Annotated in this window: 21 protein-coding genes; 15 read left to right on the forward strand and 6 right to left on the reverse strand. The window is 68.4% G+C overall.

The genetic code is table 11. The features are described from left to right. The first annotated feature begins 171 nt into the window (after positions 1-171). The 3 genes from rnd (at position 172) to ACIQCS_RS04605 (ending at position 1,993) form a co-directional block, all read left to right on the forward strand. A complete protein-coding gene (rnd, locus tag ACIQCS_RS04595; RefSeq protein ID WP_345846733.1) occupies positions 172-1,350 on the forward strand; it encodes a ribonuclease D in 1,179 nt (392 codons plus the stop codon). After that, positions 1,347-1,637: an I78 family peptidase inhibitor gene (locus ACIQCS_RS04600; RefSeq protein ID WP_345846735.1), complete on the forward strand. Its 291-nt coding sequence runs from the start codon at positions 1,347-1,349 to the stop codon at positions 1,635-1,637. The genes rnd and ACIQCS_RS04600 overlap by 4 nt, the downstream gene beginning before the upstream one ends. 71 nt (positions 1,638-1,708) lie before the next feature. After that, positions 1,709-1,993 carry an I78 family peptidase inhibitor gene (locus ACIQCS_RS04605; protein WP_345846736.1) on the forward strand — a complete coding sequence of 95 codons (285 nt, stop codon included), beginning with the start codon at positions 1,709-1,711 and terminating at the stop codon, positions 1,991-1,993. A gap of 70 nt (positions 1,994-2,063) precedes the next feature. On the opposite strand, the gene ACIQCS_RS04610 is transcribed toward ACIQCS_RS04605, so the two are convergent. Genes ACIQCS_RS04610 through ACIQCS_RS04625 form a run of 4 tightly spaced genes read right to left on the reverse strand, consistent with a single transcriptional unit; the run spans position 2,064 to position 7,628 of the window. Further along, positions 2,064-3,563 (reverse strand): Ppx/GppA family phosphatase, encoded by a 1,500-nt coding sequence (locus ACIQCS_RS04610; RefSeq protein ID WP_345846737.1) that lies wholly within the window; start codon positions 3,561-3,563, stop codon positions 2,064-2,066. Further along, positions 3,560-5,710 carry an RNA degradosome polyphosphate kinase gene (locus ACIQCS_RS04615; RefSeq protein ID WP_401530176.1) on the reverse strand — a complete coding sequence of 717 codons (2,151 nt, stop codon included), beginning with the start codon at positions 5,708-5,710 and terminating at the stop codon, positions 3,560-3,562. Before ACIQCS_RS04615 ends, ACIQCS_RS04610 begins: the two co-directional genes overlap by 4 nt. A 47-nt stretch (positions 5,711-5,757) precedes the next feature. Further along, on the reverse strand, positions 5,758-6,363 hold the full coding sequence (locus ACIQCS_RS04620) for a chromosomal replication initiator DnaA (protein ID WP_345846741.1): 606 nt from the start codon (positions 6,361-6,363) through the stop codon (positions 5,758-5,760). Beyond that, positions 6,360-7,628 carry a heavy-metal-associated domain-containing protein gene (locus ACIQCS_RS04625; protein ID WP_345846743.1) on the reverse strand — a complete coding sequence of 423 codons (1,269 nt, stop codon included), beginning with the start codon at positions 7,626-7,628 and terminating at the stop codon, positions 6,360-6,362. Before ACIQCS_RS04625 ends, ACIQCS_RS04620 begins: the two co-directional genes overlap by 4 nt. A gap of 192 nt (positions 7,629-7,820) precedes the next feature. On the opposite strand from ACIQCS_RS04625, the gene purM reads away from it, so the two are divergent. The 10 genes from purM to ACIQCS_RS04675 all read left to right on the forward strand — a co-directional run bounded on the left by purM (position 7,821) and on the right by ACIQCS_RS04675 (position 15,995). Then, positions 7,821-8,915 (forward strand): phosphoribosylformylglycinamidine cyclo-ligase, encoded by a 1,095-nt coding sequence (purM, locus tag ACIQCS_RS04630; RefSeq protein ID WP_345846745.1) that lies wholly within the window; start codon positions 7,821-7,823, stop codon positions 8,913-8,915. Next, the gene (purN, locus tag ACIQCS_RS04635) at positions 8,908-9,474 is read left to right on the forward strand and encodes a phosphoribosylglycinamide formyltransferase (protein ID WP_345846747.1); all 567 of its coding nucleotides are present in this window, start codon (positions 8,908-8,910) and stop codon (positions 9,472-9,474) included. Before purM ends, purN begins: the two co-directional genes overlap by 8 nt. Next, positions 9,465-9,842, forward strand: a complete 378-nt coding sequence (locus ACIQCS_RS04640) for an MmcQ/YjbR family DNA-binding protein (protein WP_345846750.1) — start codon at positions 9,465-9,467, stop codon at positions 9,840-9,842. Before purN ends, ACIQCS_RS04640 begins: the two co-directional genes overlap by 10 nt. Before the next feature lie 117 nt (positions 9,843-9,959). Then, on the forward strand, positions 9,960-10,160 hold the full coding sequence (locus ACIQCS_RS04645) for a hypothetical protein (protein WP_167299025.1): 201 nt from the start codon (positions 9,960-9,962) through the stop codon (positions 10,158-10,160). Positions 10,161-10,203: 43 nt separating this feature from the next. Continuing rightward, a complete protein-coding gene (locus tag ACIQCS_RS04650) occupies positions 10,204-10,902 on the forward strand; it encodes an endonuclease/exonuclease/phosphatase family protein (RefSeq protein WP_345846754.1) in 699 nt (232 codons plus the stop codon). Further along, positions 10,902-13,196 (forward strand): patatin-like protein, encoded by a 2,295-nt coding sequence (locus ACIQCS_RS04655; RefSeq protein WP_345846756.1) that lies wholly within the window; start codon positions 10,902-10,904, stop codon positions 13,194-13,196. Before ACIQCS_RS04650 ends, ACIQCS_RS04655 begins: the two co-directional genes overlap by 1 nt. 74 nt (positions 13,197-13,270) lie before the next feature. Beyond that, positions 13,271-14,185: an FRG domain-containing protein gene (locus ACIQCS_RS04660; protein WP_345846757.1), complete on the forward strand. Its 915-nt coding sequence runs from the start codon at positions 13,271-13,273 to the stop codon at positions 14,183-14,185. 98 nt (positions 14,186-14,283) lie between these two features. Beyond that, entirely contained in the window at positions 14,284-14,622 is a 339-nt protein-coding gene (locus ACIQCS_RS04665; protein ID WP_345846759.1) for a lipopolysaccharide assembly protein LapA domain-containing protein, read from the forward strand. Continuing rightward, positions 14,619-15,290, forward strand: coding sequence for an orotidine-5'-phosphate decarboxylase (gene pyrF, locus ACIQCS_RS04670; protein WP_345846762.1), 672 nt, complete (start codon positions 14,619-14,621; stop codon positions 15,288-15,290). The genes ACIQCS_RS04665 and pyrF overlap by 4 nt, the downstream gene beginning before the upstream one ends. 12 nt (positions 15,291-15,302) lie before the next feature. Continuing rightward, on the forward strand, positions 15,303-15,995 hold the full coding sequence (locus ACIQCS_RS04675) for a lysozyme inhibitor LprI family protein (protein ID WP_401530184.1): 693 nt from the start codon (positions 15,303-15,305) through the stop codon (positions 15,993-15,995). On the opposite strand, the gene ACIQCS_RS04680 is transcribed toward ACIQCS_RS04675, so the two are convergent. After that, on the reverse strand, positions 15,989-16,738 hold the full coding sequence (locus tag ACIQCS_RS04680) for an SDR family oxidoreductase (protein WP_345846765.1): 750 nt from the start codon (positions 16,736-16,738) through the stop codon (positions 15,989-15,991). The genes ACIQCS_RS04675 and ACIQCS_RS04680 overlap by 7 nt on opposite strands. 100 nt (positions 16,739-16,838) lie before the next feature. On the opposite strand from ACIQCS_RS04680, the gene ACIQCS_RS04685 reads away from it, so the two are divergent. Next, positions 16,839-17,228: a helix-turn-helix domain-containing protein gene (locus ACIQCS_RS04685; protein WP_345846766.1), complete on the forward strand. Its 390-nt coding sequence runs from the start codon at positions 16,839-16,841 to the stop codon at positions 17,226-17,228. A 40-nt stretch (positions 17,229-17,268) separates the two neighbouring features. Then, positions 17,269-17,781 carry a GNAT family N-acetyltransferase gene (locus ACIQCS_RS04690; protein WP_345846768.1) on the forward strand — a complete coding sequence of 171 codons (513 nt, stop codon included), beginning with the start codon at positions 17,269-17,271 and terminating at the stop codon, positions 17,779-17,781. On the opposite strand, the gene ACIQCS_RS04695 is transcribed toward ACIQCS_RS04690, so the two are convergent. Next, complete coding sequence (locus ACIQCS_RS04695; RefSeq protein WP_345846769.1) at positions 17,768-18,277, reverse strand: topology modulation protein; 510 nt, start codon at positions 18,275-18,277, stop codon at positions 17,768-17,770. The genes ACIQCS_RS04690 and ACIQCS_RS04695 overlap by 14 nt on opposite strands. Positions 18,278-18,324: the final 47 nt, after the last annotated feature.

The raw sequence follows: 18,324 nt of genomic DNA on the forward strand, positions 1-18,324 counted from the left end.
GGTCTTTCCCTTGCTCGCCACCCCCGCGAAGGCGGGGGGCCAGGGTCGCGAGCGACGTCGCCTTGGGCCCTGGCTCCCCGCCTTCGCGGGGATGACGAATAAATTAGCGTGGGCGCGCATTCCTTGCAGACCCCACTTTTGTCAACCCGAAGACCGGTCTATGGGCCTTGGATGCATATCCATGGTCTGATTGAAGACAGCGCGACTCTCGCCAACCTCTGCGCCCGCCTCGCCAACAAGCCCTATATCTGCGTGGACACCGAGTTCATGCGGGAAAACAGCTATTGGCCGGAACTCTGCCTGATCCAGATCGCCGACGACGAGGAAGCCGCCGCGATCGACCCGATGGCGCCCGGGATCGACCTCACGCCCCTGCTCGACCTGATGGTCGACAATGAGGAAGTGCTGAAGGTCTTCCACGCGGGCGGGCAGGACATCGAGATCGTCTACAACCTCACCGGCAAGACTCCGCACCCGCTGTTCGACACCCAGGTGGCCGCCATGGCGCTCGGGCTGGGCGAGCAGATCGGCTATTCGAACCTGGTCGACACCTATCTCGGCTTCCAGATCGACAAGGGCGCCCGCTTCACCGACTGGAGCCGCCGCCCGCTCGACAAGCGCCAGATCGACTATGCGATCGCCGACGTCACGCACCTCTCCAAGATCTTCCCGCGCATGCTGGAGAAGCTCAAGAAGACCGGGCGCGGTGCCTGGCTCGACCAGGAGATGGAGCGGCTCGCCGATCCGGAGAACTACCATAACGATCCGGACGAGGCCTGGCAGCGCGTGCGGGTCTCCAGCCGCAAGCCCGAGGTGCTGGGCCGCCTCAAGGCGCTCGGCCGCTGGCGCGAGCTCGAGGCGCAGGGTAAGGACCTGCCGCGCGGCCGCATCGTCAAGGACGAGACGCTGGCCGACCTCGCCGGCAACCCGCCGCGCAAGCAGAGCGACCTGGGCAAGGTGCGCGGCCTGTCGGCAGCCTGGGCCGGCAACGACATCGGCGGACGGCTGATGGCGGCGCTGGACGGCGCCACGCCGATGTCCTCCGACGAGCTGCCCCCGCGCGACGACCGCAAGCCCTCGCTCGGCAAGGACGGTGCGCTGGTCGCCGACCTGCTCAAGCTGCTGCTCAAGATCCGCGCGAAGGAGATCAACGTCGCCCCGCGCCTGCTCGCCCGCTCGGACGATCTCGAATCGCTGGCGGCCGGGGTGCGCCACGGGCTCGCGATCCTCGATGGCTGGCGCTATGAGCAGTTCGGCCGCGACGCGCTGGCGCTGGTCGAGGGGCAGCTCGGGTTCACCGTCAAGAACGGCAAGCTGAAGATGACTCGAACCGAGGAACCCGGCGAATGATCCGCCTCGCTCTCCCGCTCGCCACCGCCCTGCTCGCCCTGGCCGGTTGCGCCCCGAAGGGGCCGCCCCGCGCGGTCCCCGGCGTGGAATGCAATGCCGAGCGGCTGGGCGGGCTGAACGGCAAGCCGCGCGGCCCCGAGGCAGAGGCCGAGGCGCTGCGGCTCTCGGGCGCGAAGACCATACGCTGGCTCGCGCCCGATGCCGCCGCGACGATGGATTTCCGGCCCGACCGGCTCAACCTGCACCTCGACGCCGACGGGAAGATCGCCTCCGCCCATTGCGGCTGAAACGCCTCTCCCCTTCGTTTCGCGTCCGGGATATAAGCGGCGCGGCCGGGGGGCGATCGAGGAGAGACTGGATGCGCGCTATCGGCATGATCGCGACCGCCCTGCTGGCCACAGGCTGCATGGACGGCCATCCCGGCCCGATGCCGGGACCACGCATGTGCAATGCGGGCGCGGTGCAGGGGTTCGTGGGCGCGCAGATGTCGCCACGGCTCCAGTCGCGGCTGCGCGCCCGCAGCGGTGCTTCGTCGGTCCGCGTGGTGCGCCCGGGCGAAGCGATCACGATGGACTATCGCCGCGACCGGCTGACCGTCGATCTCAACGAGCGCGGCCGGATCACCGGGATGCGCTGCGTATAGGGCCTGGCGGAGCGTCCGGAATCGCCGCCCGCCCGACGACGCGGGTGGCGAAGCCCTCCGGACGGCATGCTCACACCTCCAGCACCGGCCCCTTGCCGAACGCCGCGGCGAGCGCCTTGTGGCGTTTCTCCACCGCTTCGCCATAGAGCGCCTCGTCCTCGGGATCGAGACAGAGGGCGAGCGTCTCCTCGTCCATGTGCAGCTCCGAGCGCTTGATCGGCGCGGCGACGCCGCCTGACAGGCGCTGGCCGAGGCGGATGGCCAGGCCCCACAGCTTGGCGCGCCACAAAGTGTCGTCATCGGCGAGCTGCGGCAGCGGCGCCGGCGTGTCGAGGCCGCCGCCCAGCGCGGTATAGAGCGCCTGCCCCAGCGCCGCGCGCCCCATCGAATCGATCGCCACCCAATTGCCGTGCAGCGCCGCATCCAGGCCGCGCTCGGCGCGGAACTCCGGATTGGCGTGCCAGCCCACATCGACGAGCTGGCAGGCAGCGTGGCGCAGGCGGGCCAGTTCGTGCGGCTCGCCGGCAAAGAGCGGTGCGATCCACCGATCGAGCAGGTCGCCATGCTCCGGGAATCGGCCGAGCCGCTCGCCCTCGTCGCGCGTCGCAGCGATCAGCGGATCCTCCTGGCGCTGCTCGGGCGAGAGCCGCTGGAAGAGCAGCCCCTCGCGCAAGCCATAGGCCGAGACGATCGTGCCCTTGCTGCCGAGCTGCCGGAGCACCACGCCAAGCAGCAGCGCCGCATCCTCCAGCGAGCCGATGCGGGCGCTGGAGATGTTCGGGATCGCCTTCAGATCGGCGCGCGGCATCGCCGCGATCGAGCTGGCCAGCTCGCCGATCCGCGTGACCGCCATCGGATATTGATGCGCGATCGGCAGCGGATAATGCTTCAGGTGCATGTCAAGCCGGGCAAGGCTGCGCCACGAGCCGCCGACCAGGTAGAAGGGCAGCCCCTTCCCCCGCCCTTTCCATCCGGCATCGCCGAGCAGCCGGGCGACGCGGCGATCCAGCGCGGTCTTGCCCTCTGCCCGGATCGCCCCCAGCCGGAGCACGCCCAGCGGGAAGGACACGCGATCGGTCACCGTGCCGGCGACCACGCGCACCAGCTCCAGCGAGCCGCCGCCGAGATCGCCGACGATGCCGTCCGCCTCCGGAATGCCCGAAAGCACGCCCAGGCCCGAGGCCATCGCCTCTTCCTCGCCCGACAGCGTCTCAACCTCCAGGCCCACGCCGCGCGCCGCCTCGATCAGCTCGCGCCCGTTGGAGGCGTCGCGCACCGCCGCCGTCGCCACGGTACGCAGCTCGTCCGCCTGCATCTCGCGCGCGAGCGTGGCGAAGCGGGCGAGCGCGCCGCGTGCAGTGGCAAGGCTGGCGGCGTCGATCGCCCCGGTCTCGGCCAGGCCACGGCCCAGACCGGCCATCACCTTCTCGTTGAACAAAGTCGCCGGCAGCCGTGCCGAGCCCTGATAGACCACCAGGCGCACCGAGTTGGAGCCGATGTCGATGATCGCGGTGCGGCCCTGAACCCCTTCCGGCCTGGTGCGCGCGCTGCGGAACGGCAGCGTGTTCATACCTTGGCCTTGGCCTTTGCCGGATCGCGGCGGCGCTTGAGCTGGAGCTTGGGCACCGGCTTGCGCGATTCGAGCGCCGCGCCGCGCCCGGAGAGCGACGGGTTGGTCATGAAATAGCGGTGCAGGTTGAAGCTGCCGTCCTCGCCCGGCACGATGCGCGTATAATGCCCGTCGGGCTGGAGCACCCAGCTCTGCTCATTGTCGAGCAGGTTCGCCACCATCACCTGGTCCAGCACCTGGTCGTGCACCGTCTTGTTGAGGATCGGCAGCATGAACTCGACACGGCGATCGAAGTTGCGCTGCATCCAGTCGGCCGAGGAGATGAACAGCCGCGCGCCATCATTGGGCAGCGCCTTGCCGTTGCCGAACGCCCAGATGCGGCTGTGCTCGAGGAAGCGGCCGACGATCGACTTGACCTTGATGTTCTCGCTCATCCCCGGAACCCCGGGACGCAGGCAGCAGATGCCGCGGATGATCAGCTCGATCTCCACCCCGGCATTGCTGGCCTCGTAGAGCTTCTCGATCACCGCGGGATCGACCAGCGAGTTCATCTTGGCCCAGATCTGGCCCGATCTCCCGGCGCGGACATGGGCGATCTCGTCGTCGATCAGCTCGACCAGCCGGTTGCGCAGGTCGCGCGGGGAGATACCGAGCAACTCCAGCCCGTGCGGCTCCACATAGCCGGTGACATAGTTGAAGATCTGCGCGGCATCGCGGCCCACCCGCGGATCGGCGGTGAAGAAGCTGATATCGGTGTAGATGCGCGCGGTGATCGGATGGTAGTTGCCGGTGCCGAAGTGGCAATAGGTGCGATAGCCATTGCCTTCGCGCCGCACGACCATCGAGACCTTGGCATGCGTCTTCCAGTCGATGAAGCCATAGACGACCTGGACGCCGGCGCGCTCCAGCGCGGTCGCCCAATAGAGGTTCTGCTCCTCGTCGAACCGGGCCTTCAGCTCGACCACCGCGGTGACCGACTTGCCGGCCTCGGCCGCGGCGATCAGCGCGTTGATGACCTGGGGCTGCTTGCCGGCGCGGTACAGCGTCTGCTTGATCGCCACCACGTCCGGATCGGCGGCGGCCTGGCCGAGGAAGGAGAGCACCACGTCGAAGCTCTCATAGGGGTGGTGGACGACGATGTCCTTGGCCTTGATCGCCGCGAAGCAATCGCCGCCATATTCGCGGATGCGCTCGGGAAAGCGGGCCGAATAGGGCGTGAACTTCAGGTCGGGCCGGTCCTCGTCGACCAGCATGGCGAGGTCGCCGATGCCCAGGAAACCGCCCGTCTCGGTAAGCAGCGCCTCGCTGCCGCCCAGCTCCTCCTTGAGCACCGCCTCCAGCTCGGGCGAGATGCTCTCCTCCATCTCCAGGCGGATCACCCGGCCCCGCCGCCGGCGCTTGATCGCCGAGCGGAAGGTCATGACCAGGTCCTCGGCCTCTTCCTCGATCTCGATGTCGCTGTCGCGCAGCACGCGGAAGGCCGCCGCGCCGAGCGATGTGTAGCCGGGGAAGAGCAGGTGCGAGAAATGCTTGAGCACCGCCTCGACCGCGACATAGCGCGCGGGATTGCCGGGCAGCCGGACGAAGCGCCTGATCGCGGTGGGCAGCAGCACCAGCTCGCGCACCGGCTCGCGATCCGACTTGCGGACCAGGTCGAAGATCACGCTCGACCCCTGGTTGGGGATGAACGGGAACGGGTGCGCGGGGTCCAGCGCCTGGGGCGTGAGGATCGGGAAGATCTGCTCGCGGAAATGCCCTTCCAGCCAGGTCTCCGTCTCCCCCTCGATGGCATCGGCGTCGAGGACGTGGATGCCGGTCTCGGCCAGGTCCGTGCGGATCGCGGTCCACACCGCCTGCTGGTTGTCGGCCAGGGTCTCGGCCTCGGCGGAGATGGCCGCGAGCTGCTGGCCGGGCGTGAGGCCGTCGACCGAGCGCGCCTCGACCTTCTGGAGCTGCTGGCCCATCAGGCCCGCCACGCGGACCATGAAGAATTCGTCGAAGTTCGAGCCGGAGATCGACAGGAAGCGCAGCCGCTCGAGCAGCGGATGGGCGGGATTGGTCGCCTCTTCCATCACGCGCCGGTTGAAGGCGAGCCAGCTGAGCTCGCGGTTGAAGTAACGCGTGGAATTCTCCGGCAATTCGGTCATCTGGGTCCCTTCGACGGCCTGCCTGTTCGCTGCCTTGGCCATCGCCGTTAGTCACCGTCCGTTTCGGTTATGAGACCAGCCGCGGCCAATGTGGCGCGGACCGTCGGGATCGACAAGCGCCGCCCCGCTTCCAGCTCCAATGCATCGGCAACGCGCAGGATCGCGATATGGCTGCGCTCGATCCGCCTGGCGATCCAGGCGATGACGTCCGGCCGGGCATGGAGCAGGTGGCGTTCGAAGGCGCGCTCCAGCAGCTGGGGGATCAGCGCATCGTCGGGCGGGCCGATCTCCAGCAGGGGCGAGGCGGCGAGACGCGACTTGAGATCGGGCAGCTTCACCGCCCAGGCGGGCGGCGCGGCCTGCGCCACGATCAGCAGCGGGCGATGCTCGGCCTGGGCCTGGTTCCAGGCATGGAAGACCTCGGGCTCCTTGCCGAGATCGGCATCGTCGAAGATGCGCGCGCCGGTCTTCGACGCGAAGATGCGCGCGAGCAGGCTGCGGCCGGACTTGCGCGGGCCGACAAGCAGCGCCGACATGACGGGCCAGGTGCCCCAATGATCGAGCTGGTGGACGGCGCGGGCGTTGGAGTCGCTGACCAGGAATTCCGTCTCGCGCGCTTCGGGCAGTCCCAGCGGCAGGCGAAGCTGCGTCATCCGCCGTTCGGCGCTTCCGTCGCCTGCGGCGTGGGCGCCGGCTGGGCACCGCCGCCGCCGGCACGCCGGATGCGGAGCACGCCCGGCCCCTCCTGCACGCTCCAGCCCCGCGCCTCCAGCTGCGCGTGCAGCGAGGCGATCTGGCCGTCATAGGAAACGCGCATCACCGAGATGCCGCCCAGCGCTAGGCTCGAGGTGACGGCGGAGCGCACGCCCGGGATGCCGCGCAGCGCCGCCTCGCCAGCATTGACCGAGCCGACATTGGGCGTGTCGAACTGGACGCTGATCGCGGTGCCGGCGGCCACGCTGGGCTCGGGCGTGGGCGTCGCCGCCTCGGTCGCCTCGTCGCTGGGCTTCTCCTCGGCCTTCGCGCCCGGCGGACGGGTGGCGAGGAGCCGGTCGGTACTGAGCTGGCCGAGCGCGAGCGCCTGTTGATAGGCCTTGTCGAGCCGCTGGACGCCGGCGTCCATCAGCGTGTCGAGCGAATCGCCATTGTCCACCCGCAGCGCGAAATCGGCGATCTTCTGGCGATCGGGGCCGTGCGTGGCCGAGAAGATGCCGATGATCGGCCCGCCGGGATATTCGCGGCGCAGCTGCACCTCGGCGATCAGCACATCGGCGGCGCCATATTGATCGAGCACCGAGCGCCACCAGTTGCGGCCGCGGCGCAGCACCTGGCCCGCGTTGAGCAGCATGGAATCGGGGCCGTTGCCCTGCACGCGGACATAATCGACCGTGCTGCCGCCGCTCTTGAAGCGGTTCCAGGCGCGCGCCCAGGCGGTCTCCCGCTCGAACACCAAGCCCGCGCCGCCCGAATATTCCAGCGGCACGATCAGCATCGGCGGCGACTGGTTCACCGCCACCGAGACGCCCAGGATACCGCCCGCCTTGTTGCGATCGAACAGCACGCTGAGGCGCGCGATGTAGCGCGTCGGGCCGATCTGCTCCTTCTCGACGACGATGCCGGTGACGAGCGAATCGAGCGCCGAATCGGACATGGCCGAAACCTTGCCGGTCAGCTTGCGCGACAGCATCTCCCAGCCCTTGCGCTGGGCGAGCCGCCAGCCGCCATAGCGCGCGGCATCCGCGTCCTTGCCCTTCACATCGACATCGACGCCCGACACTTCGAAGCTGCCCGAGGCGTCGATCGGCACGGCGCTGCCGCCCCCGCTCTTCCCGTCTCCTTCGGCGAACACGGCGCCAAGGCCCGCAAGCGCGAGCGCGGAGGCGATGCCGATGGTGAGGGATTTGCGGGCAAGGGTCATGCAGCGGCCCTTTTGGCGAAGCGAGCGGGGAAATCCAAGCGTAGATGTGACAAACAATAGTCGTCACCCCGGCGAAAGCCGGGGTCTCGGGCCGCAGGCATCGAGCCGCACGAGATCCCGGCTTTCGCTGGGATGACGATTTAGGGACGAATTGGAGTTACGATTCTCGTACTACGGCGCTATGCGCGCCGCATGAGCGACCAGAAGAACTATACCTATGCCCAGGCGGGCGTCTCGATCGCGGCCGGCAACGCGCTGGTCCGCGCGATCGGCCCGCTCGCCAAGTCCACCCGGCGGCCCGGCGCCGATGCCGATCTGGGCGGGTTCGGCGGCGTGTTCGACCTGAAGGCGGCCGGCTTCACCGATCCGCTGCTGGTCGCGGCGAACGACGGCGTCGGCACCAAGCTCAAGCTGGCGATCGATCATGACGCGCATGACGGCGTTGGCGTCGACCTGGTCGCGATGTGCGCCAACGACCTGATCGTCCAGGGCGCCGAGCCGCTGTTCTTCCTCGACTATTATGCCAGCGGCAAGCTGGTGCCCGAGACCGCCGAACGCGTGATCGCTTCGATCGCCGAGGGCTGCCGCCAGGCCGGCTGCGCGCTGATCGGCGGCGAGACCGCCGAGATGCCGGGCATGTATGCCGCGGGCGATTACGACCTGGCCGGCTTCTGCGTCGGCGCAGTCGAGCGCGACCGGCTGCTCGACGGCAGCGCGATCCGCCCCGGCGACGTGCTGCTCGGCCTGGGCTCGACCGGCGTCCATTCCAACGGCTTCTCGCTGGTCCGCCGGCTCGCTGCCGACAAGGGCTGGAAGCTGGATCGCCCCGCCCTGTTCGATCCTGACGTGATCCTGCTCGACGCGCTGATGGCGCCGACCCGCATCTATGTGCAAAGCCTGCTTCCGCAACTTCGCAAGGCCACTATCCGCGGCCTTGCGCACATCACCGGCGGCGGCCTGCTCGAGAATGTCCCGCGCGTGCTCCCCCAGGGCTGCCACGCCCGGATCGACGCCGGTTCCTGGCCCCTGCCCCGGCTGATGGCCTTCCTGCAGGCACAGGGGAATGTCGAGCCCGAGGAAATGGCGCGTACCTTCAACTGCGGCATCGGCATGGTCGCGGTGGTGGCGCCCGAGCTGGCGGACGCCGTGAAGGAAGCGCTCTACGCAGCCGGTGAGGAAGTGTTCGCGATCGGCACCGTCGAAGCGGGCGAGCGGGGCTGCACCGTGTTCGGCGCCGAGGAAGTCTGGAGCGCGCGCGCGGAGTGGTCCGCCACGCACAATGCGTAGGAAGCTCGGCATCCTGATTTCCGGGCGCGGCTCCAACATGGCGGCGCTGGTCGAAGCCGCGAAGGCGCCCGACTGCCCCTATGAGGTCGCGCTCGTCGCCAGCGACAGGCCGGCGGCGGAGGGACTCGCCTGGGCCGCCGGACAGGGCATAGCCACTTTCGCGCAAAGCCCCAAGGGCATGGCCAAGGCCGAATATGAAGCGAGGATCGATGCGGCCCTGCGCGAAGCAGGCGTCGAGGCAATCGCCCTTGCCGGCTATATGCGCCTGCTCAGCGACGAATTCGTCGCGGCCTGGCGCAGCAGGATCGTCAACATCCATCCCTCGCTGCTGCCCAGGTACAAGGGGCTCGACACCCATGCCCGCGCGATCGCGGCGGGCGACAGCCATGGCGGCGCATCGGTGCACATCGTCACCGAGGAACTGGACGGCGGCGAGGTGCTCGGCCGGGCCGAAGTGCCGATCCTGCCCGGCGATACGCCGGAAAGCCTTGCGGAACGCGTGCTCAAGGAGGAACATCGGCTCTATCCACGGATAGTCGCCGAGTTCCTATGCCGCTGAGCCCCGATCCCGACTCCGCCCTTGCCCAGGTCCGCGCGATCGCGCTGGAGCTCCCCGAAGCCGAGGAGCGGCCGAGCCACGGCCAGCCGACCTTCTTCGTCGCCGGCAAGCAGTTCGCCCAGTTCCGCCACGACCATCATGGCGACGGCCGCACCATTGTCGCGGTGAAGACCGCCGACGAAGAGGAAGGTCCCAACCTGATCGGCATCGCGCCCGAGACCTATTCCAGGGTGGCCTATTTCGGCATCGGCTGGCTGGGCATTTCGCTCGCCGGGCCCGATATCGACTGGGATTTCGTCGGCGACCGGATAGCGCGCAGCTGGGAACTCGCCGCCCCGCGCCGGCTGCTGGAAGCCGGCGGCCGCTGAAATCCGGCGGCCGCTGAAATCCGGCGATCTTCCCCCGAGCCTTGGATATTTTCCCGTTCACCCGAGTTTGTCTCCAATCCCCGTCGAGCTGTGGCGGGAATGGCGAACGGAGAAAGCATGGGACAGAAGATCTCGCCCGCCGAACCCGCGGAGGATCCGGGAGTCGCAACCGCCGAACAGGGCGTGGTGCTGCTCGACGGCCCCGATGGCGTCGCCATCGCGATGACGCCCCGCGCCGCCGAGGAGACCGGCCGCCGGCTCGTCGCGGCGGCGCACGAAGCCGCCAGCCAGGGCAGCGCCGAGGCGCATCCGAGCTGAGGCCCTTGCACATGTTCCGCAAGCCCCGCGATAAGGGGCGCCGATGATCAAGGTCGCCAGCTACAATATGCGCAAGTCGATCGGCACCGACCGCCGGCGGCGGCCCGAGCGCACGCTGCAGGTGCTGTGCGAGATCGATGCCGACATCGTCGCGCTCCAGGAAGCCGATCGCCGTTTCGGCGAGCGTTCGGCGGTGCTCACCCAGCATCTCCTCGCCGAGCATAGCGACTACAAGCCCGTCCCCCTGGGCACCAAGGCGCGCTCGATGGGCTGGCACGGCAACGCCCTGCTGGTGCGCAAGGATGCGCAGATCCTCGATTGCGAGGCGATCCACCTGCCCGCGCTCGAGCCGCGCGGCGCGGTGATGGCCGATCTGCGCCTGGCCGGCGGGCCGGTGGTGCGCGTGGTCGGCATGCATCTCGATCTGTCCGGCCTGTGGCGGCGGCGCCAGGCGCATGCGATCATCACCCATCTCCAGGCGAGCACGCGCCAATATCCGACGATCCTGATGGGCGACCTGAACGAATGGAGCGCCCAGTCCGGCTGCCTGCGCGATTTTGCCGGCCATTTCGCCTTCGCCCCCACCGGCAAGACCTTCCATGCCCGGCGCCCGATGGCGCGGCTCGACCGGATCATGGCAAGCCCGGAACTGACCATCACCGATGCCGGCGTGCATGACAGCCTCCAGGCGCGTACCGCCTCCGATCACCTGCCCATCTGGGCGACACTGCAAAAGGCCTGATGACCGAAACCCGCGACAAGGAACTGCGCCTCGCGCTCGTCTGCTACGGCGGCATCAGCCTGGCCGTGTACATGCACGGCATCACCAAGGAGGTGTGGCGCCTCGCCCGCGCCAGCTGCGCCGAGCGCGACGGCGCGGACGGACGGCCCGACGTGTATCGCGAGCTGATCGAGGAGATCCGCGAGACCTCGGGCGTCAATCTGCGGGTGCTGGTCGACATCCTGGCCGGTGCCAGCGCGGGCGGCATCAACACCGTGTTCCTGGCCCAGGCCATCGCCACCGGCCAGTCGCTCGATCCGCTGACCGACCTGTGGATGGACAATGCCGATGTCGAGGCGCTGCTCGAGCCGCGCCAGCGCCCCTCGCATCGCTTCGCCAAGATCTGGGCGGTGCCGATCGCCTGGCTGGTCGCCAATCGCTCCAAGACCGTGGACGAGACGGTGGCGGTGGAGGCGCGCGACGAAGTGCGGCTGAAGCTCGAGCATTTCGTCCGCTCGCGCTGGTTCGAGCCGCCGTTCGGCGGCAAGCGGCTGGCCAACACCATCCTCGAAGCCTTCGCCGCCATGGCCCGGAGCCCCAGGGAAAAGCGCCTGCTGCCCGACGGCCAGCCGCTCGACCTGTTCGTCACCGTCACCGATTTCCGCGGCCATCCGGAGGCGCTGCGGCTCAATTCGCCCACCTCGGTGATCGAGAACGAGCACCGGCTGGTCTTCTCCTTCACCGATCACGGCCTGCCGGGCGAGCGCTTCGCCGATGCTGCCAGCCTCACTTTCGCGGCCCGGGCCACTTCCAGCTTCCCGGGCGCCTTCCCGCCGATGACGGTGGGCGAGATAGACGAGCTGCTCACCGAGCGGAACCAGGCCTGGCCGCAACGCGACGCCTTTCTGGAACGCGTCCTGCCGCGCCAATGGGCGGACAACCGCGCCGAGAAGGCGATTCTGATCGATGGATCGGTGCTGGCCAACGCGCCCTTCCGCCCGGCCATGGAAGCGCTCAAGGAGCGGCCGGCCCGGCGCCAGGTCGACCGGCGCTTCATCTTCGTCGACCCCTTTCCCAATTTCCGCTTCGACTTTTACGGCAGCGAGGCGGACAAGAAGCCCGGCTTCTTCGCGACGATCATCGGCGCCCTCTCCGAACTGCCGCGCGAGCAGCCGATCCGCGACAATCTCGACGAGATCGCCCGGCGCTCGCACCGGATCGAGCGGATGCTGGCCATCGTCGCCGAGATCCGCGCCGAAGTGGAAACCCAGGTCGAGGCGCTGTTCGGCTATACGCTGTGGCTCGACTATCCCACGCCCAAGCGGCTCGCGACATGGCGCCGCCGCGCGCAGGTCGCCGCGGCGGCCAAGGCCGGCTATGGCCACACCGCCTATGGCCTGCTGAAGGTGGAAGGCGCGATCGACCGCACCGCGCGGCTGCTCTACACGGTCGGCGAGCAGCACGGCCCCGAGCGGCTGCACGAGATCCGCGAGGCGCTGGCCGCCACGGTCCAGTCGCGCGGGGCCGACCGGTTCGGCGCGACGCTTTCCAACGGCGCCTCGCCCGAGACGCTGGAATTCCTGCGCGCCCACGACCTGGGCTTCCGCATCCGCCGCCTGCGCCTGCTAGCGCGCCGGCTCACCGAGATCGACCTGCCGACCAGCCACGGCATGCTGCGGCCGATGCGCGAGGCGATCTATGATTCGCTCGCAACCTATCTCGAGCTCAAGCGCGCCGACACCTATGCGGATCTGCGCGACGAGATCAGGATGATGACCGACGACGCCGGGCCGATGCTCGACCGGCTGGCCGAGCGGATGCAGCTGAAGAAGCTCGACGGCGAGACCGATGCGCGGCTCGCCGAAGGGCTGAGCACCCTGGCCAAGGAGCAGCGCCGCCCGCTGCTCCTTTCCCATCTGGGCTTTCCCTTCTACGACATCGCCACCCTGCCCCTGCTGCAGGGCGAGGGCGTGGACGAGTTCGATCCGATCCGGGTCGATCGCATCGCCCCCGACGACGCCACGGCGATCCGCGCGGGCGGGGCCGAGGCGACGTTGAAGGGGATCCAGTTCAACAGCTTCGGCGCGTTCTTCAGCCGCGCCTATCGCGAGAACGACTATCTCTGGGGGCGCCTGCACGGCGCGGACCGGCTGATCGACATCGTGCTCTCGACGCTCGACCCCGGGAACCGCCCGTCCGAGGAGCGCGCCGCGGCGATCAAGCGCCGGGCGTTCCACGCCATCCTCGACGAGGAGGAGACAAGGCTGACGAAGATCCCGGGCCTGTTCGCGGAGCTGCGGGCGGAGATCGGCTAGCCCGCCGGGGCGATGCTGCCGATCTCGTTGTTGTTTCGCTTGCGAGGCGCGTGCCGGCTCCTAGGGGTCCGGGAATGACGACCAGTCCCGCGAAGAAGAGATCCACAGGCCCCGTCACGATCCCGGAACCGGTGTCCGACCTGACCGACTTCATCGGCAAGGTGATGGCCTATGCAGCGGCGGAACCGCTCTTCAAATGCTATCGGGGACAACGGGATTCGTCCTGGGAGAATATTCCAGGGCTCTTCCGCCCCGATCTGAAGAAGCTCGAAGAATGCGAGAAGCGGGCGATCCGCGACCTGATCTCGGTGCATCCGCACGAGTTCGGCGGCGACCATTCGATGTTCGACCGGCTGGTGCGGATGCAGCATTTCGGCTTGCCGACACGGCTGATGGACGTTTCCCGCAACCCGCTGGTCGCGCTGTATTTCGCCACCGATCCCGGGCCGGAGGACAGGCACGCCGACGGCATGGTCACCGCCTTTGCGGTGCCGGAAGGGCGCGAGAAATATTTCGACAGCGATTCGGTCAGCTGCCTGGCCAATCTCGCCAACATGACCAAGGAAGAAAAGGCGGAGATCATCGCAATTCGCGAAGGCCGGGTGAAGGGGACCGACAAGGAAGCCGAGCGGGACCGCGTGAACGCAAAGCAGGTCTATAAGCGGCTCCACCGGTTCATTCAGGTGGAAAAGCCGCATTTCCTGCCGATCATCGACCCGATCGACCTGTTCAAGCCCTATTATGTCCATCCCAAGATGAGCAATCGCCGCATCCTGTCGCAGGCGGGCGGGTTCATCATCTATGGGCTGAAGCCGCCGAAGCAAATCAATTTCGCTCATCTGATCCAGGAAACGCGCTTCATCATTCCCGCCAGGGCCAAGCCCGGCATCCGCGCCGCGCTCGAGTTGCTGGGCATCACCGAAAGCACGCTGTTCCCGGAGATCGACAAGGCGGCCAAGCGGATCGAAGCGAGCTATACCAGGCCGTAGGGACCGGGCAGGCGACGCGATCCCGTTTCCGGCCGAGGCTGGCCAAATCGCCCTTCCCGGCATAGAACCACTCCCACCTCACGCAGGAAGGGAGAGGAATGCGGTTTCTGAAGGTGCTGTTCTGGCTGTTGCTGGGCGGCCTTGTCGCTGGCTTCGTGATCTACAATGGCGACGAGCGCGTGAACGTGCACCTGTGGAGCGGCCTGATCGCCGATTTCAGCCTGCCGCTGCTCCTGATCCTCGTGTTCCTCGCCGGGCTGCTGCCCGTATTGCTCGCCTATCACGCGCTGCGCTGGCGGATGCGCCAGCGGATCACCGGGCTCGAGCGCGCCCTGAACGACCTGCGCGCGATCAACGCGATGCCCGAGCCGGCGGCCGTGCCCATGCCCGTGCAGATCCCGCCCCAGACGGCCCTGCCGCTGGGAGACCCGCTATGAGCCCGGTCTATGTCGCGATCGACACGCCGGACCTGGAACGCGCCAGGGCCATCGCCACGCGCGTGAAGGCGCATGTCGGCGGGATCAAGCTCGGCCTCGAATTCTTCATGGCGAACGGCCGTGCCGGAGTGCACGAGATGCACGAGATCGGCCTGCCGATCTTCCTCGACCTCAAGTTCCACGACATTCCCAACACCGTCGCCAAGGCGATCCAGGCGCTGCGCCCGCTGGAGCCCGCGATCCTGACCGTGCATGCCGCAGGCGGCCGCGCCATGCTCGAGGACGCCAAGGCGGCGGCGCCGACGGGCACCAAGGTGGTGGCAGTGACGATGCTCACCAGCCTGGACGACGGCGACCTGGTCTCGGTCGGCCTCAGGCCCGATCCGCACGAACAGGTGATGCGCCTGACCGAGCTCGCCAAGTCGGCGGGCGTCGACGGCATCGTCTGTTCCGGCAACGAAGTCGCCGCCGCCAAGGCGCTGTGGCGCGACGGCTTCTTCGTCATTCCGGGCGTTCGCCCGGCCAACGGCACGGTGGGCGACCAGAAGCGGGTGGTCACGCCGCGCGCCGCGCTTGATGCCGGCGCGTCGATCCTGGTGATCGGCCGGCCCATTACCCAGGCCCAGGACCCCGACCTGGCCGCGCGCGAAATCGAGGCGACACTATAGCAGGAGGCAGGGATGATGCGGATCGCGAGTTTCGGACTCTTTGGCCTTTTCCTCGCCTTCTCCAGTCTTCACGCCGCCTCTCCGCCGCAATCGGCCAGCTTCGACTGCGCCAGGGCGAACCACCCGCTGGAGAAGACGATCTGCGCCAGCCCGAAGCTGCGCGCGCTCGATGGCGAGGTCGCGGCGCTCTACAAGGCCAGGCTCGCCATCCTGTTCGACAAGCAGGCCTTCAGGGGCCAGCAACGGGACTGGCAGCAGATCCTGCGCACCCGCTGCGCGAAGGCGTGCGATCCCGCTTCGGTGGAGCGCGACTATATCGTCCAGCGCGATTCCCTGCGCAGCTTCGACGAGGAGCTGTGGGAAGCCAGTTACAAGACCGCCGATATCGCCCAGCTGACGATCAACCATATCGACGCACGGCAGTTCGATTTCGCGCTGCGCCGAGATCTCGACGGCAAGGCGCTTTGCAAGCTGCCGGCCGGCGATGGCGAGGCCGGCGCGATCGCCACCCTCGCCTCGCCCGCCAAGGCGAACTGGGCCGCCGGCGCGTGCAGGATCGACTTCGCGCTGACGCGCGACGCCAATGGCCATGTCACGCGGATCGACACCATGGCGTCGGCGGGTTGCAAGCGCTATTGCAAGGGCAGTTACGGTCTGAGCGACGCCTTCCTGCCCGCCAACAACTGGGTCGCCAGCAATCAGTGAGTGCCGTCGTTGAGGACGGCGAACACCTTTCCATAGTCCCCCCGCGCCTCGGCGAAGCGGAGGAACTTGACGCGCTCGGTCAGGTTCTCGGCCGCGCCCGCCGCGAGCTGGGCCATGGTCTCGGCGATATAGTCGGCGAGCGGCATCGAATTGGGGTTCTCGGCATGGCCCGGCATCAGGTCGGTCGCCACCGCCGGCGGTGCGATCTCGATCACGTCGACATTGGTGCCCTGCAGCTGATGGCGCAGCGACTGGGTCCAGCTGTGGATCGCCGCCTTGGTCGCGCAATAGGTGGGCGTCGCCGTCAACGGCACGAACGCAAGGCCCGAGCTCACCGTGGCGATGGTCGCCCGGGGCCGGGCGAGCAGATGGGGCAGCAGCGCGGCGTTCAGGCGCAGCGGGCCGAGCAGATTGGTGGCGATCGTCGCCTCGCCGATGGCGAGGTCCGATCCCGGCGCGGCAAGCTGCTCGGCCTGCATGATCCCGGCATTGTGGATCACCATGTCGAGCGCCGGATGCGCCGCGACGATCGCCCGGGCGAAGCGGGCGATGTCCTCGGCGTCCGCGACGTCGAGCGTTGCGATGGCCATGCCCGGATTGGCCGCGGCAACGGCCTCCAGCGCGCCGACACGCCGGCCGGAGACGATCACCTTGTTGCCGCGCGCGTGCAGCGCCTCGGCAAGCGCACGGCCGATGCCCGAGCCGCCGCCGGTGATCAGGATGGTGTTGCCGGTCATGTCCATGTCGGGTTCCTTTCCGCGAATGTCTGGACGCTGGATATCGTGTCATGGTACCCATTGGGGAGTAGGCACCCAAAATATTCATACATACCTTCTGGAAACCATGGCCGATTACGACCCCCATCGCTATCCCGTTCTCGATCCCCGGGTGGATGCGCTCGTCACCGAGATCATCGGCCGCGTCGCCGATAAATGGACGATGATCGTGCTCGAGGCGCTCGCCGAACATGGCGAGCTGCGTTTCTCGAAGCTGCGCGCCGAGTGCAGCGGGATCAGCCAGAAGATGCTGACCCAGACGGTGCGCCAGATGGAGCGCGACGGGCTGCTGATCCGCACCGTCCATCCGGTGATCCCGCCGCATGTCGACTATCGGCTCACCGAGCTGGGCGGCAGCCTGGCCGAGGCGTTTTGCGGCGTGTGGGTCTGGGCGGCCCGCAACCTGGAACGGATCGAGGCGTCGCGCACCGCCTTCGATGCGCGTGCCGCGGAGTAGGCGCTTGCCAAAGCCGCCCCGGCATCCGACAGAACCCGCCATGTCCGACAAGCTGACGATCCGCCCCGCCACGCCCGACGACCTGCCTGCCCTCCACCAGGTGATCGAGCGCGCCTATCGCGGCGATGCGGCGCGCGGGGGCTGGACGCATGAGGCCGATCTGATCACCGAAGGCAGCCGCACCGAGCCGGCGACGCTGGCGGCGATCCTGGCCGATCCCGCCCAGCGGCTGCTGGTGGCCGTGGACGACAATGGCCCGATCGGCTGCGTCCAGGTGACGGACAGGGGCGATCGCCTCGCCTATCTCGGCCTGCTCTGCGTCGACCCGCTGCTCCAGGCCGGCGGACTCGGCAAGCGGCTGGTCGCGGCGGCGGAAGATTGCGCGCGCGATGTGTTCGGCACCGCGCGGATGGAGATGACGGTGATCGACTCCCGGATCGAGCTGATCGCCTATTATGCGCGCCGCGGCTATGCGAACTCGGGCGAGAAGCGCGATTTCGTGATCCCGCTCGATCCGCCGCTGTTCATGGACGTGCTGGTCAAGGACCTCTGAAGTCCTTCAGGAAATCGGCGATCTCGCGACGATTGCCGAGCCAGGCGAAGTCGCCGGAATAGCCCTCCAGCATCGCCTCGACGCGCGGCAGGGTCCGGAGGCGGAACAGCAGGACATAGGCGAGAAAGCCGAGGTCGAAGCGCTCGGGGCAACCCTCTGCCATGTCCGGCCGCACCTTGCCGAGATGGCCGAGGATCCTGCGAATCACGCGCCAGAAGCAGCGCAGCGGCGACAGGTCGAGCAGCACCACCTTGTCGGCGGTGGCAAGACGGACCGGAAGCGTGCCGGCATAGGTGCCGTCGATGATCCAGCCCGGACCGGCGGCGAGCGCCCGCACCTGCGCGCGCCAGGTCTTCGCGTCCGGCTCGACCCAGCCCGGCCGCCAGTAAAGCTGGTCGAGATGATGGACGGGCAGGCCGGTCCGCTCGCCGAGCTGGCGCGCCAGCGTCGACTTGCCGCTGCCCGGCGATCCGATGACGAGAATGCGTTCGGCCATGGCGTTTCCTAGCGGCCTTGGCTGGTGACGTCGCGGCCGTATCGCCC

Source organism: Sphingomonas sp. NPDC092440, assembly GCF_044754985.1.
Classification (GTDB): Bacteria; Pseudomonadota; Alphaproteobacteria; order Sphingomonadales; family Sphingomonadaceae; genus Sphingomonas.